The organism is Actinophytocola sp., from assembly GCF_050699935.1.
Lineage (GTDB): Bacteria > Actinomycetota > Actinomycetes > Mycobacteriales > Pseudonocardiaceae > Actinophytocola.
The window spans coordinates 18,582-42,631 of the sequence record NZ_JBOHGB010000038.1 but is presented as its reverse complement, the minus strand read 5'-3'; the positions used below and the strand labels follow the sequence as shown (position 1 = coordinate 42,631).

Genomic DNA, 24,050 nt, shown 5'->3' with positions numbered 1-24,050 from the left:
CATGCTCGATGTTCAGCCGGGCCTGCCCGGCACGCCCGGTGGAGCCGCGATGATGATGCCCCCGCCGCCGCGGCGGCGGGTCATGCCCGGCTGGGCGATCTTCGCGATCGGCATCGTCGCGGTGGTCGGCGTGCTGTCCGCCACCTCCTACCTGACCGGCCAGCCCGCGCTGACCTCGTCCTCGACGATGCAGAACACGGTGACCCTGGGGCTGCCGATCCTGCTCTGTGGTCTCGGCGGCATCTGGTCCGAACGCTCGGGCATGATCAACATCGGCCTCGAGGGCATGATGATCCTGGGCACCTGGGGTGCGGCGTTCGGTGGCCTGCACGGTGGTCCCTGGATGGCGGTGCTGGTCGGCGCGCTCCTCGGTGCCCTCGGCGGCCTGCTGCACGCGATCGCGACAGTCACCTTCGGCGTCAACCACATCGTGTCCGGCGTCGCGATCAACCTGCTCGGCGCGGGCGTCACCAAGTACCTGGCGACGCTGATCTTCGAGCCGCTGTCGAGCAACCCCCGTGACTCGCCGCCGGTCGAGCAGTTCGCCACGTTCTCCGCGCCGTGGCTGTCCGACTGGCTCGGTGAGCTGGAGGCCGGCCAGCGCGTGGTCATCTCGGACGTGGCCGGGCTGGTGCGCGGTCTGGTGACGCGGGTGTCGCCGATGCTGCTGCTGTCGATCCTGCTGGTGCTGCTCACCTACTTCGTGCTCTGGCGCTCCCGGTTCGGCCTGCGGCTGCGCTCGTGCGGCGAGAACCCGGTGGCGTCCGAGTCCCTGGGCGTGAACGTCTACCTGCACAAGTACATCGCGGTCACCGCGTCCGGCGCGCTCGCCGGGATCGGCGGCGCGGCACTCGTGCTCGGCTCCAGCCCGTCGATCTACTCCGAGGGGCAGACCGCGAACCGCGGGTTCATCGGCCTCGCCGCGATGATCTTCGGAAACTGGCGGCCGGGCGGCACGCTCGCCGGCGCGAGCCTGTTCGGCTACTCGGACGGCCTGCGGCTGTCGTCGGGCCCGGAGACCGTGCACGCGCTGCTGTACGCGGCGGTGATCTCGGCCGGGCTGCTGGTGATCTGGCAGCTGTTCCGGCGGAAGTGGAACGTCGCCGGGCTCGCCGCGTTCGGCGCGGTGGCGGTGTACGCGCTGTACTACACCACCGACGAGCTGCCCACCGAGTTCCTGCCGTACACGCCGCACATCATCACGCTGGTCGTGCTGGCACTCGCCGCGCAGCGGTTGCGACCACCCGCCGCGAACGGGATGCCGTACCGGCGAGGCGAGGGTGACTAGCCACGCCACCGTTGACTGGGACCAGCTGCGTGCGGCGGCGGTCGAGGCGGCCGCGCGGGCCTACTGCCCGTACTCCGGGCTGCGGGTCGGTGCGGCCGCACTGGTCGACGACGGCAGGCGGGTCGTCGGATGCAACGTGGAGAACGCCTCCTACGGGGTGGGGCTCTGCGCCGAGTGCACGATGGCGGGCCAGCTGCGGCTGACCGGTGGCGGCCGGTTCGTCGCGGTGGCGTGCCGCAGCGGTTCGGGTGCGCTGTTGATGCCCTGCGGGCGGTGCCGGCAGGTGCTCTACGAGCTGGGCGGGCCCGACTGCCTGCTGGACACGCCGGCGGGCCCGATGGCCATGCGCGACGTGCTGCCGCACGCGTTCGGACCGGACGACCTCCCATGACCCGCTTCTCCGCCGTCGACGTGATCCGCACGAAGCGCGACGGCGGGGTGCTGTCGGACGAGCAGATCGACTGGGTGGTCGATGCGTACACCCACGGCCTGGTCGCCGACGAGCAGATGGCCGCGCTCGCGATGGCGATCTACCTGCGCGGCATGACCACCGCGGAGACGGCCCGCTGGACGCGGGCGATGATCGACTCCGGGGAGCGGCTGTCGTGGCCGCGAGGGCGGCCGACGGTCGACAAGCACTCCACGGGCGGCGTTGGCGACAAGATCACGCTGCCGCTGGCGCCGCTGGTGGCCACGTGCGGGGCCGCGGTGCCGCAGCTGTCCGGGCGCGGGCTCGGCCACACGGGTGGGACGCTGGACAAGCTGGAGTCGATCCCGGGGTGGCGCGCCTCGCTGTCGTCCGCGCAGATCCGCGCCCAGCTCGACTCGGTCGGGGCCGTGGTGTGCGCGCCGACCGAGGGGCTGGCGCCGGCGGACCGCAAGCTGTACGCGCTTCGCGACGTGACGGGGACCGTCGAGTGCGTGCCGCTCATCGCGTCGTCGATCATGTCGAAGAAGATCGCCGAGGGGGCGGGCGCGCTCGTGCTCGACGTGAAGGTCGGCTCGGGGGCGTTCATGTCCTCGCTCGACCAGGCGCGCGAGTTGGCGTCCGCACTGGTGTCGATCGGCGACGAGCACGGCCTGCGGGTCACCGCGATGATCACGGACATGTCCACGCCGCTGGGGCGGGCCGTGGGGAACGCGGTCGAGGTGAGTGAGGCCGTCGAGGTGCTGCGGGGCGGCGGGCCGGCCGACGTCGTCGAGCTGACCGTGGCGCTGGCGGCGGAGATGCTGGCGCTGGCCGGGGTCGAGGCCGACCCGGCCGCCGTGCTGGCGTCGGGCGAGGCGTTCGAGACGTGGTGCGCCATGATCTCGGCGCAGGGCGGGGATCCCGCCGCGGCCCTGCCCGCGCCGGCCCGGGTCCGGATGGTGCCGGCGCCACGGTCGGGGGTCGTGGCGCGGTTGGACGCCCGGGCGGTCGGCGTCGCGGCGTGGCGGCTGGGCGCGGGGCGTGCGCGCAAGGAGGACCCGGTGCAGCCCGCGGCCGGGGTGCTGTGTCTGGCCAAGCCCGGCGAGTCGGTGTCCGAGGGGGAGCCGCTGTTCGAGCTGCGGACCGACACGCCGGAGGCGGTCGACGGGGCACTGGCCGCGCTGGAGGGCGCGGTCGACATCGCGGAGTCCGCTCCGCGGCGGTCGCCGCTCGTCGTCGAGATGGTCCACGGCAGTCGCTGACCCCATCCGGGTGGAAACGGGCCCCCGCAGCGTCGGCGAGGGCCCGTTCCAATGTGGACTGGCCGCTAACTGCTCGAGGTCTCGGCGTCCTCGGCGTCGCCGGACCGCGTGGGCTTCTGCGCCTTTCCGTTGCGGCGGCGGGCGGTCTGGCGGGGCAGGGTCGCCGGCGGCCGTGGCTGCGGGGCGCCGCCACCCATCATCAGCTCCGCGAACGTGGCCATGGCCTCGTCCAGGTGCCCGCCGATGCGACGCTCGGACTCCTCGTTGCTCTTGCGCACCATCGAGGCCAGCTGGTCGTTGTCCGGCTGCTTGCCGAGCGTGCCCTCGACCTTGGACAGACTGCTCGCGATCGCGGTACCCAGCTGGCCGATCTTCTCGGTGAACCCGTCCTCGACGGTGTCGAGCCGGGTCGTGAGCGCGTCCAGGTGGCCCGTCACGTGCTCCAGGCGTGCCGCCAGCGACTCCAGACGCTCGGTGCCGTCCACGGTCGTCTTCGTGTCCTCGACGGCGTCCTGCACCGACTTGCGGGCCTCGTCGACCGCGCCGCGTACGCCGGTCGCCTTCTCGTCGATGTTGTTGTGCAGGGCGTTGGACGCGTCCGACACGACCTGCTTGAGGGTTTCCTTCGTCGAGTCGACGTGGCCGCGCAGGCCGCCGCCGACCTCGTCGATGCGACCGCGCAAGGTGTTCTCCGCCTGCTCGATGCGCTCGCGGACCGGGCCGTGGACGTGGCCGGGCAGCACGTCCAGCTTGCCGTCCTGCTTGTTCAGGTGACCGTCGAGCTCGTCGATGCGGCGGTGGATGTTGGCGAGCTTGTCCTCGAGCCCGTCCATCCGGCCGGCCACGCCCTCGAACCGGCCGGCCACGCCGTCGAGCCGACCGTCGAGCTGTGCGAACGGCGTCGCGAGCTTGTCCACGATGCCTTCGACCGCCCTGGTGAGCGCCGCGATGGCACCGTCCTGGGCCTCGAGCCGGCCCAGCGCGTCCTCGACGCGCGCGGCGAGCGCGGTGAGCTCGGTGCGATCGGGCATCTCGGAGAGCCGCTTGCGGACGGATCCGATGGACTCCAGTGGGGACAGCCTGGCGTGGATCTCGTCCAGTGTGTCGAAGATCTGCTGTTGTTCGCTCTCGCGGATCTCGGCCGCGCGCACCAGCATGTTGCGCATCCGGTCGAACGACACCGTCGAGTTGTTGTTCTCGTTCACGGAGGTGACCTTCGTCGTGGGGAGGGGCAGGGCCGACGCAGGGGAGCCTAGCCACTCCCAGAATGCGTCCATACACCACCCGTTAGTTAGTCGCAGGCCCGATCACGATGCATTGGGCCGTTCGGCGGATGGTCCTGGCACGAATGCCGGGACCGGGTATGACCTTACGTGGTCCACCGCTTACCCGATCGGATGGCATCCCTCGTTGAGTACCGTTGCACCATGTCGACCACGAACACCGTTCCGGTGACCCCGGAGGCGGTCCGAAGTGCCCCCAAAGTTCTGCTTCATGATCACCTGGATGGTGGGCTCCGTGCCGCCACGGTCATCGAACTGGCCGATGCCGCCGGCTACCGCGACCTCCCCATGACCGACGCGGCCGAGCTGGACACGTGGTTCCGCAGCGCCGCCGACTCCGGCTCGCTGGTCCGCTACCTCGAGACGTTCGCGCACACCTGCGGCGTCATGCAGAACACCGACGCGCTCGTCCGGGTGGCCGCCGAGTGCGCCGAGGACCTCGCCGCGGACGGCGTCGTCTACGCCGAGGTGCGCTACGCGCCGGAGCTGTTCTGCGAGAAGGGGTTGAGCCTCGACGCGATCGTGGAGGCCGTGCAGGAGGGCTTCCGGCTCGGCGAGCGGCGCGCGCTCGAACAGGGCAGGCGGATCCGGATCGGCACGCTGCTGTGTGCGATGCGGCAGAACGCCCGCTCGCTGGAGATCGCCGAGCTCGCGGTGCGGCACCGGGACACCGGTGTCGTCGGGTTCGACATCGCCGGACCCGAGGCGGGCTTCCCGCCCACCCGCAACCTCGACGCGTTCGAGTACCTGCGCCAGCAGAACGCGCACTTCACCATCCACGCGGGCGAGGCGTTCGGGCTGCCCTCGATCTGGGAGGCCATCCAGCACTGCGGGGCCGAGCGCCTCGGCCACGGCGTGCGGATCGTCGACGACATCAAGGTGGACGGCGACGGGACCATCCACTTGGGGCGGTTGGCGAGCTATGTGCGGGACCGCCGGATCCCGCTGGAGATGTGCCCGACGTCCAACGTGCAGACGGGCGCCGCGCCCTCGATCGCCGAGCACCCGATCGGGCTGCTCACCAAGCTGCGATTCCGCGTCACGGTCAACACCGACAACCGGCTGATGTCGGGCTGCCTGCCGTCCACGGAGATGTCCGAGCTCGTGGACGCGTTCGGCTACGACTGGGCGGACCTGCAGTGGTTCACGATCAACGCGATGAAGTCGGCGTTCATCGGCTTCGACGAGCGGCTCGCCATCATCAACGACATCATCAAGCCCGGCTACGCGGCGCTGATGGCTACTTGACCTCGAGCCGGCTCTCGAACGACTCGACCAGGCGGCTCCACGCGTCCTTCTCGGCGTCGAACGGCGGGCTGGGCGCCAGCCTGGTCGGGCTCGGGTTCAGCACGAAGTTCACGAACCAGCCGAGCGGCTCGGACTGCGCCAGGGCCTGCTCGACGCTCTTGTCCTGGGCCCAGTCCGCCGTGTCGCGGAGCAGTTCGGTGGCCAGGTCCAGCTGCACGGGGTCGACCGCGTCGGTGCCGTCGCCGATGTCGTCGGCCAGGCCGTTGAGCACGTAGGTGTTGTCGGTCTCGACCTCCACCTCGAGGCTGCCGTCGGTGGCCTTGGTCCGCACCTCGTCCCAGGTCGACACCTCGGCGAGGTCGTTGTCGGCGGTGCCGTGCTGGGCGATGTACCGCGCGAGCGCGCGCGGCGACTTCGTCACCATGATCCGGCCGTCCGTGCCGAAGAAGATCGGCTCGTCGTCGAGGTAGCAGCGCAGCGTGTAGTACTCCGCCTCGGTCGTGATGATCTTGATGGGGTCGATGCCGACCTCACCCCAGAAGCCGGCCGGCTCCTCCTCGACCTCCTCGTCGGCCACCGCGTCAGCGTCCTTTTCGGACTCCTCGGTGTCCTCGGTGTCGACGTCCTCGGCGTCCTCGCTGTCGAGGGCGTTCTCGGCCTCCTCGGACTCGGCCTGGTACGCGGCCAGCTCGTCGGTGGTCTGGTCGAGCGTCGCCTTGTCCACCTCGGGTACGTAGACGACCTCGTCGATGGCGTCGAGAACCTCGTCCCACCGCTCGACGATGGTCTCCGCGAGATCGGTCCACAGCCGTTCGCCCTCGCGCCCGGTGAACGGGAACGTGCCCTGCTCGAGCACGGCGAACCCGGCGGCCGAGTTCAGCACCTCGTGCACCTCGTCGAGCTCGCACACGTCGGCGAGCGACCGCACGATCGCGATGATGTCGGCGAGCTCGCCGATCGTCCACGTGTCCGGCTCGTCCGCCGCGAGCTCCGGCACGCCGACGAGGTCGTAGGTGTGCGCGTCGTCCGGCAGCAGCTCGGGCACGGACAGCTCCGGCACCACGTCCCAGGCGGGGTGGTCGGTCAGGTCGTGCTCGTCCACCGTGCGCACGAACGCGGCAAGGTGTGCGGCGTCGGGGAACGCGTACAGATCGTCCTCGTGGCCGAGGAACGCCTCCCACTCTTCACCGTCTTCTCTCCACCGCGGTGCCCACAGCGTGACGAGGTCGCCCTGGGGCAGGCCGAGCTCGATCGAGACGATGTCCTGAGACATTGCTGGACCTCCTGGTCACGCAATCCATCGGCACACAGAACGTCGGCACTCTACGTGGTGGCGACATCGTGATGGATCACCGGTCGGAGCGTAGCGAGGATGGGTCGAAGGATGCGAGCTCATCAGCGGGATCCTCGCCGCCGTTCGCACCCGCACGAGCGGCGGTTTCCTCGGACGTCCGGCGCAGCCGCTCGTCGCGGCGGGCCTGGAACTCCTCCGCCGTGATGCCACCGTCGTTCCGGCGGCGTGCGGGGGTCGTGCGGCCGGAGAGCTGTTCGAGCGCGAGCGTGAGGTTGTCGCCGAGCAGCAGGGCCACCTTGTTGTAGCCGGACTGGGTGGCGTCGTCCATCGCGACACGGGCGACCTGGACGACGAGCCGGCCCAGGCCGTCCGCGCCGTAGCGGCCCGCGTCGGGGGCGAGCCGGAGCGCGAGCAGCTTGCCCCGACCGTCGACGGTGACCTCGACGGTTCCCTCGCGGTCGCGGGCGGTCCCGGTGACCCGCTCGAGGATGCCGTCTACTTTGGACAAGGCGTCCTGGCGGGCGCGGCCGTCCTCGATCAGCCGCTTCGTGGTGCGCTCCAGCGGTTCGCGTTCGATCATCGGCGGTGCCTGCCGTGCTTGAGTGGGTCGCCGAAGTCCGCGTCGGGGTCGGTCTCGGCCTCCGCCTCGTCGTCGACCGGGACGTAGCCCAGCGACTCCAGGTGCTTCTCGCCGACCACCCCGGCGAGCGCCTCGTGCATGTTCCCGCCGGCCAGGCGGGTTGCCCGGTCGGCGAGCACGGTGATCTGCCGGGCGAGGGTCTCCATGTCCGCGGACAGCGCGGCGGGCGAGAGCCGCACGTCGGTCAGCAGGCCGCCGGGCGCGACCTCGACGCTGATCCCGCCGTCCGGCGAGCTGGCCCGCCCGGTGATCCGGCCGGATCGCGCCACCCGCTCGGCCGCCTGGTCACCGGCCTGGTGCACGCGGCGGTCCACCACCGCCACCTCATGCTCGATGTCGATCACTTGTCCGCCTCCCCGGAATCGGTCCGCCTCCCCGGAATTAAAAGTGTTGGTTGCCTTCCCGCGGAAGGTGCGGTTGTTCACGTACTTGTGGCTGGGTGGCGTCACGGTCCCCTGAGGTTGCGTTGGCTGCTCCAAAGACTCTTTTATCCACGAGGTCGACGTTAGCCCGTCGGGCGGTAGAAGCCGACGAACGGCATGCCCGAGTTGGTCGTGCGCAGCGGGCTGACCTGTACCGGGTCGCCGGCCTCGACCATCTGGCCGTTGCCGATGTACATCGCGACGTGGCCCTCCCAGCAGATCAGGTCGCCGGGCAGCAGCTGGTCCGCCGAGGGCACCTCGGCGCCGATGTCCTGCTCGCGGGACGTGCGGGGGATCTCCAGGCCCGCCTCGCCGTACGCGTACTGGGTCAGGCCGCTGCAGTCCAGGCCGACGCCGGGCGCGGTGCCGCCCCACACGTACGGCACGCCGAGCTGGCCCAGTGCGGCGCGCACGGCCTTGGCGGCGGTTTCGTTGGGCGCCATCACCTGGCTGCCGTCGGGCAGGTTGACCGCGACGCCGGTGCCGGGTTGGGGCGGGATGGCGACCGGCAGGCGCTTCTTGGTGACCACACCGCCGCCGTAGTCGCCGCCGCCCCCACCGCCGCCGCCACCGCCGCCGCCGCCGGTGTTGTAGGCCGGCGGGGCGGTGTTGCCGCTGCCCGCGCCGCTGGGCGAGGTGGTGTCCCCGGCGCCGTCCAGCCGGGTGACGACGCCGGTGAGCTGGCCCATCACGGCCTGGAGGTTGGTGCTGCTCTCGCCGCTGACCTGGGCGCCGAGCCGGATCAGCTCGCTGATCTTGCGTTGTGCGCCGGCGGTGTCGCCGGCCTGGCGCAGGGCCGCCGCCGCGGAGAGCAACTCGGCGGCGCGGTCCATGAAGTCGTCGATCAGCTGCTGGTTGGTGGACTGGCCGACCTTGAGGATGCCGGCCGCCTCGCGCACGGCGGCCTGGACGTCGGCGCTGTAGGTGCTGATGTCCTTGGCGGCGGTGGTCATCGTGGCCGCGTCGGCGGCCTGCCGGTTGGCGGAGCTGCCCTGCCAGCCCTCCTGCAGCGTGCGGGTCTGGCCGCTCGCGTCGGTGTCGTAGGTGTGCAGGGCGGTCTGGACGCCGCCGTGGGCCTGGTCGACTCCGTCGATGGCGCCGTCGTCGGTGGCGAGCTGACGCTGGGCGTGGGCGGCCGGGGAGACGAGGGTCTCCACCATCGGGGCGGTCGGGCTCGCTGTGGTCATGGTTCGCTCCGCTCGGTCGCCGCAACGCCGTCTTCGCTCCAGCGCTGCTCGTCAGTCCGGACGGCGTGCACTCCTTCGCTCCCGCCCCGTGACACCGGTTCGCTCGCACGCTCGCTCACGACCGCGCCTCGCTGGTTCGGTGCGGCTGCTCGCGGTCGCCCTGTGTTGGGTGGTTCGTTGCGCGAGTTTCGCTCTCGATGCGTGCCTCGTTGGTTCGGTGCGGCCGCCTGCGCTCGCCCTGTTGGATGGTTCGCTCCGCGCGCTCCGCTCACGTCTGTTCTCCCGCGGCGCGGCGGATGGCCCGCTCGTGGTCGTCCTCGGTGGTGCGGTAGTTGGTCCAGGTGTTGTCGACGGCGTCGGCCATGGCGTCGGTGTTCGTGGCCAGGCCCCTGATGCGGTCGTGCTGGCGCTGGGTGGCGTTGCGGATCGCGTCGGCGAGCCCGACCTCGTTGCCGACCCGGGAGAAGGCGTCGCCGTGCAGGCTCGCGTGGGTGGCCAGCGGGTCGGTGGTCAGGTGGTCCGCGAGTGGCCGGAAGCCGCGGGTGAAGCCGGCGAAGGCGCCCTCGTCGGCGTCGTAGCCGGGTGGCGGTGGTGCCTGTTCGTGAGTCATGGATCCCCCCTCTGCCGGCTCTGACGGTAACCGGCACCGGTTGGTTTCACACGCCCATCGGGTGCCAGACGGTCTTCGTCTCCAGGAACGCGCGCAGCCGGGAGACGTCCGGTGGGGCGGCCCAGTCGGGCGCGGTCGGCTTGGCGCGCAGCACCCGCTTCACCGTGTTCGCCGCCGACTTCTCCAGCTCGGCCGTCATCGACTCGTGGGCACCGCACAGGTCCAGCGCGTTCACGTCCGCGTGGGAGGCGAGCCACGGGGCCAGCTCCGCGGTGCGGCCGGTCAGGATGTTGACCACCCCACCCGGCACGTCCGACGTCGCCAGCACCTCGGACAGGGTGATCGCCGGCAGGGGGCGGTCCTGGCTCGCCACGACGACCGCCGTGTTCCCCGTCGCGATGGCCGGGGCCAGCACGCTCACCAGGCCCAGCAACGACGACTGCTGCGGAGCCAGCACGCCGACCACGCCGGTCGGCTCGGGGACCGAGAACGAGAAGTACGGGCCGGCCACCGGGTTCGAGGCGCCGAGCACCGTGGCGATCTTGTCCGACCAGCCCGCGTACCACACCCAGCGGTCGATCGCGGTATCCACTATGGACTGCACGCGCTTGGCCGGCACGCCCTCGCTCGCGGCAACCTCGGCCATGAACTGCTCGCGCCGCCCCTCCAGCAGCTCCGCCACCCGGTACAGCACCTGACCGCGGTTGTACGCCGTCGCGGCCGACCAGCCGCCGAACGCCTTGCGCGCGGCCACGACCGCCTCGCGGACGTCCTTGCGGGACGCCTGCGCGGCGTTGGCGAGGAAGCCACCCTTCGAGTCGCGCACCGGGTAGGAGCGGCCCGACTCCGAGCGCGGGAACGCGCCGCCGATGTAGAGCTTGTAGGTCTTCGCCACCGAAAGTCGCTCAGACATCGAGGTAGGCCTCCAGTCCCGTGCGGCCACCCTCCCGGCCGAAGCCGGACTCCTGGTAGCCGCCGAAGGGTGCGGTCGGGTCGAACCGGTTGAACGTGTTGGCCCACACCACGCCGGCACGCATCTTGTTGGCCATCCAGAGGATCCGCGACCCCTTGTCGGTCCAGATCCCGGCGGAGAGTCCGTACGGAGTGTTGTTGGCCTTCGCCACGGCCTCGTCCGGGGTGCGGAAGGTGAGCACCGACAGCACCGGGCCGAAGATCTCCTCGCGAGCGATCCGCATGGCCTGGCTGACGCCGGCGAACACCGTGGGCGCGAAGAAGAAGCCCTTCTCCGGCAACGGGCACGGGCTCGTCCACCGGCTGGCGCCCTCCGCCTCGCCGGAGGACACCAGCTCGTTGATCTTGTTGAGCTGCGCGCGGGAGTTGATGGCGCCGACGTCGGTGTTCTTGTCCAGCGGGTCGCCGATGCGCAGCGTCGAGACCCGGGCACGCAGCTTGTCCAGCAACTCGTCGGCCACCGACTCCTGGACCAGCAGCCGCGAGCCGGCGCAGCACACGTGGCCCTGGTTGAAGAAGATGCCGTTGACGATGCCCTCGACGGCCTGGTCCAGGGGCGCGTCGTCGAACACCACGTTGGCCGCCTTGCCGCCCAGCTCCAGGGTCAGCTTCTTGCCGGAGCCGGCGAGCGAGCGCTGAATCAGCTTGCCGACGTCGGTGGAGCCGGTGAACGCGACCTTGTCGACGCCCGGGTGGTTGGTCAGCTCCGCACCCACGTCGCCGGCGCCGGGCAGGATGTTGACCACGCCCGGGGGCACGTCGGCCTGCTGGATGATCTCGGCGAGCACCAGCGCGGTGAGGGGGGTGGTCTCGGCCGGCTTGAGCACCACGGTGTTGCCGCACGCCAGCGCGGGCGCGAGCTTCCACGCGGCCATCAGCAGCGGGAAGTTCCACGGGATGACCTGGCCGGCCACGCCGAGCGGGCGCGGGTCGGGGCCCAGGCCCGCGTAGCCGAGCTTGTCCGCCCAGCCCGCGTGGTAGAAGAAGTGCGCGGACGCGGTCGGCACGTCCACGTCCCGGGACTCCTTGATCGGCTTGCCGTTGTCCAGGCTCTCCAGCACGGCGAGCTCGCGGGACCGCTCGGCGATCATCCGCGCGATCCGGAAGACGTACTTGGCCCGCTCGGCGCCGGGCATCCTGCCCCACACCCGCTCGTGGGCCCGGCGTGCCGCCTTCACCGCGTTGTCCACATCGGACGGTGCGGCCGTCGAGACCTCGGCCAGCACCTCCTCGGTGGCCGGGTTGAGCGTCTTGAGCGGCTCGCCGGCACCCTCGACGAACTCGCCGTCGACGAACATCCGGTAGCTGGGCTTGAGGTTCGCGACGTCCCGGTTCTCGAGCGCGGGCGAGTACTCCCACATGTCGTTCATGTCAGTCCACCGTCACGTAGTCCGGGCCGCTGTAGTGGCCGTCGAGTTGGGCGCGGCGCTGCATCAGCAGGTCGTTGAGCAGGCTGGACGCGCCGAAGCGGAACTTCCCCGGGTTGAGCCATTCCGGCCCGGCCACCTCGTGCACGGCCACGAGGTAGCGGATGGCGTCCTTGGTGGTGCGGATGCCGCCGGCCGACTTCACGCCCACCCGCGCACCGGTCGAGGTGTGCCAGTCGCGGACGGCCTGCAGCATCACGTGGGTGACCGGCAGCGTGGCCGCCGGCGACACCTTGCCGGTGGACGTCTTGATGAAGTCCGCGCCCGCGAGCATCGCGAGCCACGACGCGCGGCGCACGTTGTCGTAGGTGGCGAGCTCCCCGGTCTCCAGGATGACCTTGATGTGCGCGGTCCCGCACGCGTGCTTGACCGTGACGATCTCGTCGAACACCCGGCCGTACCGTCCAGACAGGAACGCGCCGCGGTCGATGACCATGTCGACCTCGGTGGCCCCGTCGGCGACCGCCAGCTCGGTGTCGGCGATCTTCACCTGGACGCTCGACCGCCCGCTCGGGAAGGCCGTGGCGACGCTGGCGATGTCGATGCCGCTGCCCGCGAGCGCCTCGACCGCCGTGGCCACCAGGTCCGGGTACACGCATACCGCGGCGACCCGCGGCACGTCGGGGCGCTCCGGGTCGGGTCGGCGGGCCTTGGCGCACAGCGAGCGGACCTTGCCGACCGTGTCGGCCCCCTCCAGCGTGGTCAGGTCGACCATGCGGATGGCGGTGTCGATGGCCCACAGCTTCGAGGCCTTCTTGATGCTGCGGGTCGCGAGGCCGGCGGCGCGCTGCTCGACGCCGACCTGGTCGACGCCGGGAAGGCCGTGGAGGAACCGACGGAGCGAGGTCTCGTCGCGGGTCGCGTCGGTGAGCTCGGGGGGTAACCCGGTTCTCGGCGGTGAGGGAGCTGCCATGCGGTCGAGTCTAGGCGGACCCGACCGGCTCCCACGGCTTCAGCCAGGGGGTCGGCTCCCAGCCCTCGGCGGCGGCCAGCAGCTCGTATCCGGTGGCACCGTCGATGGACTCCCGGACGATGTCGGCATGCCCCGCGTGCCGCGCGGTCTCCTCGATCAGGTGCAGTAATATCCAGCGCACGGACCAGGCTTCGACGTCCTTCGAGAACCACGGCTCGTCCGGCACCGGCACCGCCTGGCCGAGGTCTGCGACGCCGGCGACGACCTCCTCGGTGTGGGCCGCGACCCGGTCGTAGGCGGCGAGCAGCGACTCCAGCGAGTCGTCGGGAGTCATCCGGAACTCGGCGCCGTACTCCTCGACCGAGCCTGTGCGGGGCTTCGATCCGATCCTGTCGGTCCACCCGCGTTCGGTGTGCGCGACGTGTTTGAGCAGGCCGCCGACCGACAGCGCGCTGGCGCTGGGCACGAGCCGCAGCTGCTCCTCGGTCAGGCCGTGCGCGGCGATCTTGAGCACGCGCCGCTGCTGGGCGAGGAAGGTCAGCAGGCCGTCGCGTTCGTCGGCGACCGGCCGGGCGTTGGCGTCCATGGTCCCCTCTGGTGGTTCGAGGTCGGCCGCCTGTCGGCCGAGCTGGAAACGACCATGCCAGAGGGGTCTGACAATAACGCGAGCCCGGCCGAGCACTATTCAAAACTGGCCCGCAGCGTGGCCGGGCGCTGCTGATCCGGAGTGTTTTGAATAGTGCTCGCCGCGGCCGTCATTCCTCGATCAGCTTGTTCTTGTTCTTCTGCTTGGGCGGCTTGCGGCGCTTGACCTCCACGCCGCCCATCATGGCCAGGCCGGTGATCTTCACCAGCGGCGCGCCCGGGCGCGGTTGGGCCTGGTCCTGGGCACGGTTCTCGAAGGCGCCCATGAAGCCCGTGCCGTTGACCTGGACCGTGATGTCCTCGGGCACGAAGATGTCGATGCCGCCCATGAGCGCGAACGCCTGGATCGTGGTCTCCGCGTCCTCGAAGCGTGCCTCGGTGAGGTCGATCTCGACGCCGCCCATGATCGCCACCGAGGTGAAGGTCGGCGGGATCGTCCAGACACCCTTGCGGTCCGTGCCGGACATGACCGCGATCGCGGTCGAGGGCGTGCCGCGGCCGCCGATGCGGTAGCTCGGCGACGCGGCCGGCTGCGGAACCGCGACGGCCCGGGCCTGGTTGCCGGCCGGCAGGTCGCGCGTGAGCGGCTCCAGGTCGCCGAACGTCTTGGCGGCGTAGACCTTGTCGAGTCGCTCCTCCAGCTCGTTGACGGTCAGCCGGCCCTCGGCCATCGAGTCGTGCAGCACGCGGGCGACGCGTTCGCGATCGTCGTTGGACACCCGCATGTCCCGCGGGTCCGGTACGGCAGGCAGGTCACTCACGACCCGAGGCTATCGCGACGGCCCGGGCCATGGTGCGGCCATGTCCGCGGTCTGCTTGGTGAGCGCCGATCTCGCGACGCGGATCCCGCGCCGACTCAGCCGCCGTCGCGCGCCTCCGGCTCGTCGCGGTGCTCCTCGGGCTTGGGTTCGGTGGGTTTCGGCTCGTCCGGTTCGCCGGGCGCCGCTTCGGAGGTTGTGGATTCGCCGGGCGCCGGTTCGGCGGGGGTCGGTTCGGTTGGCCGGGGCTCGTCCGGTTGGGCGGGTGCGGGGTGGGCGAGTGCCCGCCTGGTCGTGTTGCGGTGGCGGAGCACGACCACCCCGACCGCCAGGACGGCGACCGCACCCGCGAGCCACCATGCGAGGGGCCACGGGAACCGGGACGGGGCCTCCCACTCCGCGGCGCCGACCAGCACCCGCACCTGGTTGCGCCGCACGAAGTACAGGTCATCGCCCGGGCCGACGGCGAGTTTGGCGGAGGCGGGCGACGTGCGGCCCCGCTCGGCCGGCACGACCGTCTCGATGACTCCGTCGGTGTCCACCCGCCGGATGCCGTCGGTGGTGCTGATGAACAGCGCGCCGTCGGAGGTCACCGCCACGTCGCTCGGGTAGGACAGCGGCGACTCCAGGGCAGGCCGGCCGTCCCGCTCCTCGTCCGGCCGCCCGTAGCTCTCCCCGTTGCCGGCCACCGGCTCGGCCTTGCCGCCGGCGACCGCGAGCACGCGGTGGTCGTTGGTCACGGCCACGTACACGGTGCCGTCCGGGCCGACCGCGATGCCGCCGACGTTGTCGGTCGGGTTCGTCAGCTCGTCGAGCGTGCCGTCCTCGCGCACCCGGAAGACCGCCTCGGGGCCGGCCGTGTACACCTCGCCGCGCGGGCCGATCGCGACGCCGGTCAGCGCGGCCGGCTCGCCGCCGCCCGGCGGGCGCACGATCCCGCCGTCCGGGTACCGGCGCCGCACCGTGTTCCCGCCGTGGACGAAGTACAGCGAACCGTCGCGGCCCGTCGCGATCACCGTCGGCAGGTTGTCGCCGGGCAGCTCGACCCGCCGCAGGACGCCGTCCCGCGACATCGCGCGCACACCGTTGACCACGTCGGTGACGTAGAGCGTGCCGTCCGCGCCCACGTCCATCGACTGGACCTGGCCGAGCGAGACCTCGGACGCCCGCTCGGTGTCGCCCGCCGGGGCGAGGTCGGCGAGTGTCGAGATCGTTCCGTCCCGCGCGATCCGCCTGATCCTGCTGGTCTGCGCGCTGGTCACATACAGCGTGCCGTCCCGGGCCACGGCGATGCCGTCCGGCTCGGTCAGCGCGGCCTTCGCCGCCTGGCCGCCGTCGCCCCGGTCGGCCCGCTCGCCGGTGCCGGCGACCGTGGAGATGACGCCGCGCCGGTCGATGCGGCGGATCCGGTTGTTGTAGGTGTCGGCGACGTACCGCGAGCCGTCCGGGCCGATCGCGACGTCGCGGGGCGTGTTCAGCTCGGCCCGGGTGGCCGGGCCGCCGTCGCCGCCGAAGCCGCCCTCCTCCACGTCGAGGTAGCTGCTGCCGGCGACCGTGACCAGCACGCCGTTCGGGCGGACCGCGCGGACGGCCGGCTTGCCGCGCTCGACGAAGTACAGCGTGCCGGACCGGTCGACCACGGGTGCGCTCGGCTCCCAGAGGCTGGCCTGGCGAGCCGGCGCGTTGTCGCTCTCCTGCGCCCAGCGGTCGCCGCCGCCCGCCACGGGGACCGGCTTGCCGTCGAGCCGGAATATCCGCTCGCCGTTCGCGGAGGTCGCGTAGACGATCCCGGTCGGGGCGACGGTGAGCGTCTCCGGAGCCGGCATCGTCATGTCCGTCTCGATGATCCCGGTGTCGGCGTCGACCCGGACGATCCGGTCGTTGCCGGTGTCGGCGACGTAGACGTAGCCCTCGGTGTCCGCGGCGACCGCGGTCGGCCGGTCGAGCTGCGCTCGTTCCGCCAACGGCCCGTCCTCGCCGGCCCCGGCCTCGCCCGTGCCGGCGAACTCGCGGACCGCGCCGTCCTCGCCGATCGCCAGCACCTGGTGCCGGGTCGGCATCGCGACGTACACCGTGCCGTCCGGGCCCAGGGTCATCCCGGCCGGGCCGGGCGGGGAGATCCGCGCCGCGACCTCCTCCGGCCTGGGCGGCGCGGGCTCGCGGCCGTTGCCGGCGACGACGCGTACGGTGCCCGGCTCCTCGCCCGCCCAACGCGACTCGGCCGGCTTCGGCGGCGTGGCGGCACCGGCGTCCCCGCCGACCGCCACCCGCACCGCGGTGGCCTCGGCCGCGACGTAGACATCACCGTCCGGGCCGACCGCGATGTCGTCGACGAACCCGAACCACGGGCCGGCCACCGGGTCGCTCGACGTGCCGTCTGCGGCGATCCGGTGGACCCGCCCGGCCGCGTCGGCCACGTGCAGGCGACCGTCGGGCCCGACCGCGATCCCGCCGATCTCCGTGTCTCCCGGCAGTTCGGCGGCCTTCGTCAGCGCGCCGTCCGCGCCGACTCCGTAGACCGTCGTGCCTTGCTCGGTGGAGAAGTACACGGTGCCGTCGCGGTCGACCGCCACCCGGTTCGGGTCGGGCAGCCGTACCGAGGTCGCCGGCCCGCCCTCGGCTGACCCGATTGGAGTCTCCCCGCCGCCGGCGATCGTGGTGATCCGGCCGCGCCGGTCGATCCGGCGGATACGCTGGTTGTTCGTGTCGGCCACGTAGACGCTGCCCGCGTCGTCCACGTCGATGCCGCTCGGCTCGTAGATCCACGCCGCCTTGGCCGGGCCGCCGTCGCCGCCGGTGCCGCCGTCCTCGGGGTCGAAGGTGAGCTCACCGCCGCCGCCAAGCACGGTGATCCGCCCGGACCGCTCGATGCGGCGGATGTCGTCGTTGCCGGCCAGGTAGACCGTGCCGTCGGCGGCGACCGCGGTGGCCGCCGGGCGGTTGCTCGGGCTGTAGATCCACCCGTTCACGTTGGGCCCGTCGTTCTCCGGTGCACGCAGCGAGCGGGTGCCCGGCACGGTGTCGATCACCCCGTCCGGCGTGACCCGGCGCAGGCGGCCGTTGGCCCGGTCGACGATGTAGACCGTGCCGTCCGGGCCGACGTCGATGTTCAACGGCTCGCCGAGCCGCGCGTCGCGGGCCGCCCAGCCGTCGCCGGAGTAGCCCTCCTCGCCGAGTCCGGCCACGGTGTACTCCTGGCCCGGCCGGCGGGGCAGCTGGTCGGGCTCGTCTGGTTGGGCCCGTCCGGCGGCGATCGGCGGCGCGGTCGTCAGTGTGAGGACGACCGCGGCGACGGCCGGGAGGGTGGGCAGCACGCGGCGGGGCAGGGTGGGCGACATTGGGGGTCTCCCTCGTGATGGTCCTGGCGGGTGGACGCATCCTGCCGGTACGGAGTTCCGCGTGGGGCCGGCTCGCCAAGGCCGGGCCATCCTGGCTCCGCGCGGACGTCCGGAAGTAGCGTGTCGCCTCATGGATGTGCGCACCGTCGACCACCCGCTGGCCAACGCGCGGCTGACCGTCATGCGGGACGCCCGCACGGACAACGCCACCTTCCGGGCCGCGCTGCACGAGCTGACCGTCATGCTCATCTACGAGGCCCTGCGTGACGCGCCGGTGCGCACCGAGCGCATCCACACGCCGGTCGCGCGTACCGAGGGCGTCTGGCTCGCCAACCCGCCGCTGCTGGTTCCCGTGCTGCGGGCCGGTCTCGGCATGGCCGACCAGGCGCACCGCCTGATCCCGGACGCACAGATGGGCTTCGTCGGACTCGCGCGCAACGAGGAGACGCTCGAGCCGACGCCGTACATGGAGTCGCTGCCCGCGGACCTCGCCGGCCGGCCGGTGCTCGTGCTCGACCCGATGCTCGCCACGGGCGGCTCGATGGAGTACACGATCCGGCTGCTGACCGACCGCGGCGCCACCGACGTGACCGCCGTGTGCGCGCTCGCGGCGCCGGAGGGCATCCGTCACCTGGAGAAGTCCGGGTTGCCGGTTCGGCTGGTCACCGCGAGCGTGGACGAGCGACTCAACGACTCGGGGTTCATCGTCCCGGGCCTGGGTGACGCCGGAGACCGGCAGTACGGCGCAGTCTGACCTTTCGTCGCTCTGGTATCACGGTGGTACCGTGAGATGCATGGCGATGACTCTGAGGCTGTCCGACGAGGAGAGTTCGCACCTCGCCGAGCTGGCCGCGGCGGAAGGCCGGTCGAAACAGGAGATCATGCGGCTCGCGCTCAACGACCGCTGGGCGCGGTTGCAGAAGGAGCAGCAGCTCGCCGAGGTGTTGAGCCGGGTGCTGCCCCGCTACCAAGGTCTGCTCGATCGGATCGGAACCGCCTGAATCCTGTCGGCGGCTAATGGCATGATCGCGCGGTGATCATGTACCTGGACGCCAGCGACCTGCTCGTGCTGGCCGCGGCCGTCACCGGTGGCGACCTCGTGGTGCGCGATCTCGGCCTGCTCGACGCCGCCGCGCATCGGCCACGCGCCACCGTCCTCGGCGTGCAGGCCTACGACAACCTGTGGCTCAAGGCCGCCGCCCTGCTCGACTCCATCGTCACCACCCGCCCGCTCGCCGAGGGCAACTGGCGCCTCGGCTGGGTCGCCGCGGTGACCCTCTGCGACATGAACGGCTGGTGGATCGACGCCGACGAGGACGACGCGCTCGAGGTCGTCCGCGACGTCGGGCGTGGCAACGTGGGCGTGCCCGAGATGGCCGCGCGGCTGGAGGAGTGGGCGCTGCCCAAGCAGAACGGCTCGGCTTGACCTGGAGCGCGCTCCAGCTCCTACCGTCGAACATGTGACTTACGCGATCGCGGAGGCAGCCCGGCGCAGTGGGTTGTCGATCGACACCCTCCGCTACTACGAACGAATCCAGCTGATCGACCCGCCCGCCCGCGACTCCGGCGGCCGGCGCGTCTACACCGACGAGGACCTTGGCTGGCTCGGGTTCCTCACCAAGCTGCGCACCACCGGCATGCCGATCCGGATGATGCGCGAGTACGCCCGGCTGCGGCATCAGGGCGACACGACCGCCACGCGGCGCAAGCAGATCCTCATTGAGCAGCGTGCCGAGGTGCTGGACCGGATCGTCGAGCTGAACGCCTGCCTGGACGTGCTGAACTACAAGATCGTCAACTACGAGCAGTGCGAGCGGGACCTCAACGAGAAGGCACCCGTGGAGGCGTCCGCATGACCGGGACACGGCGGCTCGGCGGGCTGGGGGTCTCCGCCCAGGGGCTCGGCTGCATGGGCATGAGCGAGTTCTACGGCGAGGCCGACGACACCGAGTCGGTCGCCACGATCCATCGCGCGCTTGAGCTTGGCGTGACGCTCATCGACACCGCGGACATGTACGGCCGGGGTGCCAACGAGGAACTGGTGGGCCGGGCCATCGCCGGCCGGCGCGACGAGGTCGTGCTGGCCACCAAGTTCGGCGTCGTGCGCAGTGACGACCCGAACGAGCGGGGCGTGCGCGGCGACCCGGAATACGTGCGCGCGGCGTGCGACGCATCGCTGGCCCGGCTCGGCGTGGACCACATCGACCTCTACTACCAGCACCGTGTCGACGCGAACGTGCCCATCGAGGACACCGTCGGCGCGATTGCCCAGCTCGTCGTGGCGGGCAAGGTCCGCCACCTGGGCCTGTCCGAGGCGGCGGCCGGCACGATCCGCCGCGCGCACGCCGTGCACCCGATCGCCGCGCTGCAGTCCGAGTGGTCGCTGTGGACGCGTGACATCGAGGCCGAGATCGTGCCGGCGTGCCGGGAGCTCGGGATCGGGATCGTCGCGTACTCGCCGCTCGGACGCGGCTTCCTGACCGGACGGTTCACGTCGACCAGTGACTTCGGTTCCGGCGACTTCCGCCGGTTCGGCCGGTTCGCCGAGGGCAACCTGCAGCACAACCTCGCGATCGTCGAGGCGCTGCACGCGCTCGCGGCCGATCGCGGGGTGGCCGCCGGGCAGTTGGCACTCGCGTGGGTACACGACCGTGGTCGCGACGTGGTGCCGATCCCGGGCACGAAGCGGCGGAGGTACCTGGAGGAGAACGTCGCCGCGGCCGCCATCGAATTGTCCGAAGAGGACATCACGGCGATCGAGGGCGCCGTCCCGGCGGACAAGGTCGCGGGCGAGCGCTACCCCGAGCAGGGAATGCGCCTGGTGGGTCGCTAGGGCATCAGCGTCGCGGCCACGGTCGCGCCGAGCTCCCAGCACTTCCGCAGGTCGTCCTTGGTCGGCTCGCCGGTGACCGACACCGTGTCGGTGGCCTTGGCCCAGCCGAGCCCGGTCGTGATCGACTCGATGCCGCGGATCGCGCCGGTGGTGTCGCTGTTGCCGTGGACGTAGAGGCCGAAGGGGCGACCGCGGGTGGCGTCGAGGCACGGGTAGTAGGCGAGGTCGAAGAAGACCTTGAGGGCGCCGGACATCATGCCGAGGTTGGCGGGCGTGCCGAGGAGGTAGCCATCGGCCTCGAGCGCGTCCTTCGCGGTCGCGGCGAGTGCCGGCCGCCGGATGACCTCGACACCCTCGAGCTCGTCGGTCGTCGCGCCGGCGAGCACGGCCTCGAACATGGCCTGCACGTTCGGCGAGGGCGTGTGGTGGACGATCAGCAACCGGGCCACGGCGCGAAGGATGCTCGGCCGCGGCACGCGACGCAACCCCACCGAGCAACCCCACAGACTGTCCACAACCGCGCGAGTTGTCCACAGCGGACGCCCAACCGCCGGATTTGTCAGTCCTGACAAGTAGACTGGGTGGCAAGACCCACACCGTGTACGACTCGGAGATCTGCAAGCAGTGCGACGGCTCAGGATGGGTGAACTGATGACGGAGAGCATACGAACGGTGTGCCACGGCTGCCGGCAGGTCACGCAGTACCGCGACGACGCCGGGAACATCCGGCCGATGGTCCTTCCCGGCAACGGCACCGTCTGGGTAGACCGGGCACCAGGTGGCATGGTCGAAGAGCCATGCCCGGTGTGCGGCGACAGCGACGACCCCGGTTGGCTGCCAGGTTTCGTGCCGCCCGTGTGACCTCGATATTCAGCGGACCTCGCCGGGTGTTCGGCGAGGTCTCATATCGACCTCAGTGACATTTCCGCAGGTCAGCGCGTACGCAACCAAGGACGGCTTGCCCCCCGGAGAGGGTGTGGGCCGCGGGTCACGGGTGCGCGCGTGGGGGTGTGTGCGGGCGCGTGCGAGGGGTTGTGCCGGGCTTGGGTGATGTGTGCGTGGCGTCGCCGGGCGGGCCTAGGTCTTGAGGACTTGGGAGACCTCGTCGCGCAGGGCCGTCAGGCGGGCGGTGGCCTTCGTGCGGGCGGTCGGCAGCGCGTCGGCGGACGGGACGGGTTCGACGACCTCCAGGTAGGCCTTCACCTTCGGCTCCGTGCCCGATGGGCGGATCACCACGCGCAGGCCGTCCGCGCGCAGCCGGATGATGTCCGGTGCCGGATTGTCCTGGCTCACCGCGACACCGCCCAGCCGCGCCGGCGGCGTCGTGCGGAGGGCGGTGACCAGCGGGGGAATGGCCGCCACGTCGGCGAACCGCAGGGAGACCTGGTCGGTCAGGTGCACGCCGTGCGCCACCGCCAGGTCGTCCAGGGCGTCCGGCAGCGCGCGTCCGGCGGCCTTGCGCGTCGCGGCCAGGTCGCAGGCCAGGATCGCGGCCGAGATGCCGTCCTTGTCCCGCACGGACGACGGGTCGACGCACAGGCCCAGCGCCTCCTCGTACGCGAACACCAGACCCTCGCCGGCCCGGACCAGCCACTTGAAGCCGGTCAGCGTCTCCGTGTGCCGCGCGCCCGTCGCCGCGGCGACCAAACCGAGCAGCGACGATGACACGATCGTCGACGCCACGAGCGGGTCCGGGTGCGCCGCTCTGTCCAGTGTGGACAGCACGTGCGCGCCGAGCAGGGCGCCCGTCTCGTCGCCGCGGAGCATGCGCCAGCCGTCGGCGAAGCGCACGCCCAGCGCGCAGCGGTCCGCGTCCGGGTCCAGGGCGATGGCCAGGTCGGCGTCCGACGACGAAGCCAATCCCAGCAGCAGGTCCGCCGCGCCCGGCTCCTCGGGGTTCGGGAAGTCCACCGTCGGGAAGTCGGGATCCGGCGCGGCCTGTGCGGGAACCAGCGTCACGTCCGCGAAGCCCGCGCGCCGCAACGCCTCCAGCGCCGTGTCGCCGCCGACGCCGTGCATCGGGGTCAGTACCACCCGCAGGTCCCGCGCGACACCACGCGGCAGCGCCGCGACGTGCGACAGGTACGAGTCCACCTGCTCGTCGCTCACCGGCAGGGAACCGGCCGACACGGGCACCGACCGGGCGGCCGGCGCGCCCCGGATCCCCGCCTCGATCAGCCGGTCGTCCGGCGGCACGATCTGCGAGCCGTCATCCGTGTACACCTTGTACCCGTTGTCCGCGGGCGGGTTGTGCGAGGCCGTGATCTGGATGCCCGCCACCGCCCCGAGCCGGCGCACCAGGAACGCCGTGATCGGCGTCGGCAGCGGGCCCGGCATGGTCAGCACCGAGAAGCCCGCCGCCGCCAGCACGCCGGCGGCGGCGTCGGCGAACGCGGCGGAGCCGTGCCGCGCGTCCCGGCCGACCACCACCGTGCCGCCCGCGTGTCCCTTGTGCCGCAACCACTCCGCGACCCCAGCCGTCGCGCGGACGACGACCGCGCGGTTCATCCCGTTGGAGCCCGCCCGGACCGGGCCGCGCAGCCCCGCGGTGCCGAAGGAGAGCGTGCCGTTCATCCGGTCCGCCAGGTCCTCGACCGCGCCGGGCACCCCGCCCATCGCGTTCGCGACGACCTGCTGCAGCTCCAGCTTCGTGTCCGGGTCGGGGTCGTCGGCCATCCACCGGAAAGCCGCGTCCCGCAACGAAGACGACAGACTCACCGTGCTCACGAACGTTCCACGAGCGCCCGCAGCAGGCCACCCATCCGCCCGGCGGCGGAGCGGCCGGCCTCGAGGACCTCCTCGTGGTTCAGCGGCTCGCCGGTGACGCCGGCCGCCAGGTTCGTCACCAGCGACAGGCCGAACACCTCGGCCCCGGCGGCCCGCGCGGCGATCGCCTCCAGGACCGTCGACATGCCGACGAGGTCCGCGCCCATCGTGCGCAGCATCCGGATCTCCGCCGGGGTCTCGAAGTGCGGCCCGACCAGACCCGCGTACACGCCCTCGACCAGCGACGGGTCGATCTCCCGCGCCAGCGCCCGCAGCCGCGGCGAGTACAGGTCCGTCAGGTCCACGAAGTTCGCGCCGACGAGCGGCGAGGCGGCCGTCAGGTTGAGGTGGTCGCTGATCAGCACCGGCGTGCCGACGGGGATGCCGTCCCGCAGGCAGCCCGCGGCGTTGGTCAGCACGACCGTCCGGCAGCCCGCCGCCGCGAGCGTGCGCACGCCGTGTGCCACCGAGGCGACGCCGCTGCCCTCGTACAGATGCGTGCGGCCGAGCATGATCAGCACCCGCCGGTCGCCGGCCCGCAGCGACCGGATCGTGCCGCCGTGCCCGGCGGCGGTCGGCGCGGCGAACCCGGGCAGCTCCGCCATCGGCACCTCGGTGGTGGCCGCACCGATCACGTCGGCGGCCGGCCGCCAGCCCGAGCCGAGCACCACGGCCACGTCGTGCTCGTCCACCCCGGTGCGCTCGGCGAGCGCGGTCGCCGCCTTCTCGGCCAGCGCGGCAAAGTTCTCAGTCAC

Annotated in this window: 25 protein-coding genes; 10 read left to right on the top strand and 15 right to left on the bottom strand. The window is 71.9% G+C overall.

What is annotated here, in order from left to right; genetic code table 11:
- Window position 1: 1 nt before the first annotated feature.
- The 3 genes from ACRDTB_RS15225 to ACRDTB_RS15215 are packed head-to-tail and all read left to right on the top strand — an operon-like array spanning window position 2 to window position 2,959.
- Entirely contained in the window at window positions 2-1,288 is a 1,287-nt protein-coding gene (locus tag ACRDTB_RS15225; protein ID WP_431430919.1) for an ABC transporter permease, read from the top strand.
- Window positions 1,281-1,679: a cytidine deaminase gene (locus ACRDTB_RS15220; RefSeq protein WP_431430918.1), complete on the top strand. Its 399-nt coding sequence runs from the start codon at window positions 1,281-1,283 to the stop codon at window positions 1,677-1,679. The genes ACRDTB_RS15225 and ACRDTB_RS15220 overlap by 8 nt, the downstream gene beginning before the upstream one ends.
- The gene (locus ACRDTB_RS15215) at window positions 1,676-2,959 is read left to right on the top strand and encodes a thymidine phosphorylase (RefSeq protein ID WP_431430917.1); all 1,284 of its coding nucleotides are present in this window, start codon (window positions 1,676-1,678) and stop codon (window positions 2,957-2,959) included. Before ACRDTB_RS15220 ends, ACRDTB_RS15215 begins: the two co-directional genes overlap by 4 nt.
- A 65-nt stretch (window positions 2,960-3,024) precedes the next feature.
- On the opposite strand, the gene ACRDTB_RS15210 is transcribed toward ACRDTB_RS15215, so the two are convergent.
- Window positions 3,025-4,125: a PA containing protein gene (locus tag ACRDTB_RS15210; RefSeq protein ID WP_431430926.1), complete on the bottom strand. Its 1,101-nt coding sequence runs from the start codon at window positions 4,123-4,125 to the stop codon at window positions 3,025-3,027.
- A 261-nt stretch (window positions 4,126-4,386) separates the two neighbouring features.
- Between ACRDTB_RS15210 and ACRDTB_RS15205 the strand changes: the two genes are divergently transcribed.
- Entirely contained in the window at window positions 4,387-5,490 is a 1,104-nt protein-coding gene (locus ACRDTB_RS15205) for an adenosine deaminase (RefSeq protein ID WP_431430915.1), read from the top strand.
- Here ACRDTB_RS15205 and ACRDTB_RS15200 read toward each other — a convergent pair.
- From ACRDTB_RS15200 to ACRDTB_RS15150, 11 genes are all read right to left on the bottom strand, one after another.
- A complete protein-coding gene (locus tag ACRDTB_RS15200; protein ID WP_431430914.1) occupies window positions 5,483-6,763 on the bottom strand; it encodes a primosomal protein in 1,281 nt (426 codons plus the stop codon). The two genes, ACRDTB_RS15205 and ACRDTB_RS15200, sit on opposite strands and share 8 nt — an antisense overlap.
- A gap of 76 nt (window positions 6,764-6,839) precedes the next feature.
- Window positions 6,840-7,364, bottom strand: coding sequence for a YbaB/EbfC family nucleoid-associated protein (locus ACRDTB_RS15195; protein ID WP_431430913.1), 525 nt, complete (start codon window positions 7,362-7,364; stop codon window positions 6,840-6,842).
- A complete protein-coding gene (locus tag ACRDTB_RS15190; protein WP_431430912.1) occupies window positions 7,361-7,768 on the bottom strand; it encodes a YbaB/EbfC family nucleoid-associated protein in 408 nt (135 codons plus the stop codon). The genes ACRDTB_RS15195 and ACRDTB_RS15190 overlap by 4 nt, the downstream gene beginning before the upstream one ends.
- Before the next feature lie 161 nt (window positions 7,769-7,929).
- Window positions 7,930-9,033: a C40 family peptidase gene (locus ACRDTB_RS15185; RefSeq protein WP_431430910.1), complete on the bottom strand. Its 1,104-nt coding sequence runs from the start codon at window positions 9,031-9,033 to the stop codon at window positions 7,930-7,932.
- Window positions 9,034-9,301: 268 nt separating this feature from the next.
- On the bottom strand, window positions 9,302-9,643 hold the full coding sequence (locus ACRDTB_RS15180; protein WP_431430908.1) for a hypothetical protein: 342 nt from the start codon (window positions 9,641-9,643) through the stop codon (window positions 9,302-9,304).
- A gap of 46 nt (window positions 9,644-9,689) precedes the next feature.
- Entirely contained in the window at window positions 9,690-10,556 is an 867-nt protein-coding gene (locus ACRDTB_RS15175) for an aldehyde dehydrogenase family protein (RefSeq protein ID WP_431430907.1), read from the bottom strand.
- Window positions 10,549-11,985 carry an aldehyde dehydrogenase family protein gene (locus tag ACRDTB_RS15170; protein ID WP_431430905.1) on the bottom strand — a complete coding sequence of 479 codons (1,437 nt, stop codon included), beginning with the start codon at window positions 11,983-11,985 and terminating at the stop codon, window positions 10,549-10,551. The genes ACRDTB_RS15175 and ACRDTB_RS15170 overlap by 8 nt, the downstream gene beginning before the upstream one ends.
- Before the next feature lies 1 nt (window position 11,986).
- The gene (gene deoC / locus ACRDTB_RS15165) at window positions 11,987-12,955 is read right to left on the bottom strand and encodes a deoxyribose-phosphate aldolase (protein WP_431430904.1); all 969 of its coding nucleotides are present in this window, start codon (window positions 12,953-12,955) and stop codon (window positions 11,987-11,989) included.
- A gap of 10 nt (window positions 12,956-12,965) precedes the next feature.
- On the bottom strand, window positions 12,966-13,541 hold the full coding sequence (locus tag ACRDTB_RS15160) for a DinB family protein (RefSeq protein ID WP_431430903.1): 576 nt from the start codon (window positions 13,539-13,541) through the stop codon (window positions 12,966-12,968).
- Between the two features lie 169 nt (window positions 13,542-13,710).
- A complete protein-coding gene (locus tag ACRDTB_RS15155; protein WP_431430902.1) occupies window positions 13,711-14,361 on the bottom strand; it encodes a DUF1707 SHOCT-like domain-containing protein in 651 nt (216 codons plus the stop codon).
- Window positions 14,362-14,456: 95 nt separating this feature from the next.
- Window positions 14,457-17,696 carry an NHL repeat-containing protein gene (locus tag ACRDTB_RS15150; RefSeq protein WP_431430901.1) on the bottom strand — a complete coding sequence of 1,080 codons (3,240 nt, stop codon included), beginning with the start codon at window positions 17,694-17,696 and terminating at the stop codon, window positions 14,457-14,459.
- Between the two features lie 130 nt (window positions 17,697-17,826).
- Between ACRDTB_RS15150 and upp the strand changes: the two genes are divergently transcribed.
- From upp to ACRDTB_RS15125, 5 genes are read left to right on the top strand one after another with little or no spacing between them, the layout of a single operon-like run.
- Entirely contained in the window at window positions 17,827-18,450 is a 624-nt protein-coding gene (upp, locus tag ACRDTB_RS15145) for a uracil phosphoribosyltransferase (RefSeq protein WP_431430900.1), read from the top strand.
- Window positions 18,451-18,490: 40 nt separating this feature from the next.
- Window positions 18,491-18,697: a type II toxin-antitoxin system VapB family antitoxin gene (locus tag ACRDTB_RS15140; protein WP_431430899.1), complete on the top strand. Its 207-nt coding sequence runs from the start codon at window positions 18,491-18,493 to the stop codon at window positions 18,695-18,697.
- 38 nt (window positions 18,698-18,735) lie between these two features.
- Entirely contained in the window at window positions 18,736-19,122 is a 387-nt protein-coding gene (locus ACRDTB_RS15135) for a type II toxin-antitoxin system death-on-curing family toxin (RefSeq protein ID WP_431430925.1), read from the top strand.
- Between the two features lie 34 nt (window positions 19,123-19,156).
- On the top strand, window positions 19,157-19,552 hold the full coding sequence (locus ACRDTB_RS15130) for a MerR family transcriptional regulator (protein ID WP_431430898.1): 396 nt from the start codon (window positions 19,157-19,159) through the stop codon (window positions 19,550-19,552).
- Window positions 19,549-20,529, top strand: coding sequence for an aldo/keto reductase (locus tag ACRDTB_RS15125; RefSeq protein ID WP_431430896.1), 981 nt, complete (start codon window positions 19,549-19,551; stop codon window positions 20,527-20,529). Before ACRDTB_RS15130 ends, ACRDTB_RS15125 begins: the two co-directional genes overlap by 4 nt.
- Here the strand turns inward: ACRDTB_RS15125 and ACRDTB_RS15120 are convergent.
- Window positions 20,526-20,978 (bottom strand): flavodoxin family protein, encoded by a 453-nt coding sequence (locus tag ACRDTB_RS15120; RefSeq protein ID WP_431430894.1) that lies wholly within the window; start codon window positions 20,976-20,978, stop codon window positions 20,526-20,528. The two genes, ACRDTB_RS15125 and ACRDTB_RS15120, sit on opposite strands and share 4 nt — an antisense overlap.
- A gap of 202 nt (window positions 20,979-21,180) precedes the next feature.
- Between ACRDTB_RS15120 and ACRDTB_RS15115 the strand changes: the two genes are divergently transcribed.
- Window positions 21,181-21,390 (top strand): hypothetical protein, encoded by a 210-nt coding sequence (locus ACRDTB_RS15115; RefSeq protein ID WP_431430893.1) that lies wholly within the window; start codon window positions 21,181-21,183, stop codon window positions 21,388-21,390.
- 216 nt (window positions 21,391-21,606) lie between these two features.
- Here ACRDTB_RS15115 and ACRDTB_RS15110 read toward each other — a convergent pair whose 3' ends face one another.
- Entirely contained in the window at window positions 21,607-23,205 is a 1,599-nt protein-coding gene (locus ACRDTB_RS15110) for a phospho-sugar mutase (protein WP_431430924.1), read from the bottom strand.
- Between the two features lie 47 nt (window positions 23,206-23,252).
- Window positions 23,253-24,050, bottom strand: coding sequence for a purine-nucleoside phosphorylase (locus tag ACRDTB_RS15105; protein WP_431430892.1), 798 nt, complete (start codon window positions 24,048-24,050; stop codon window positions 23,253-23,255).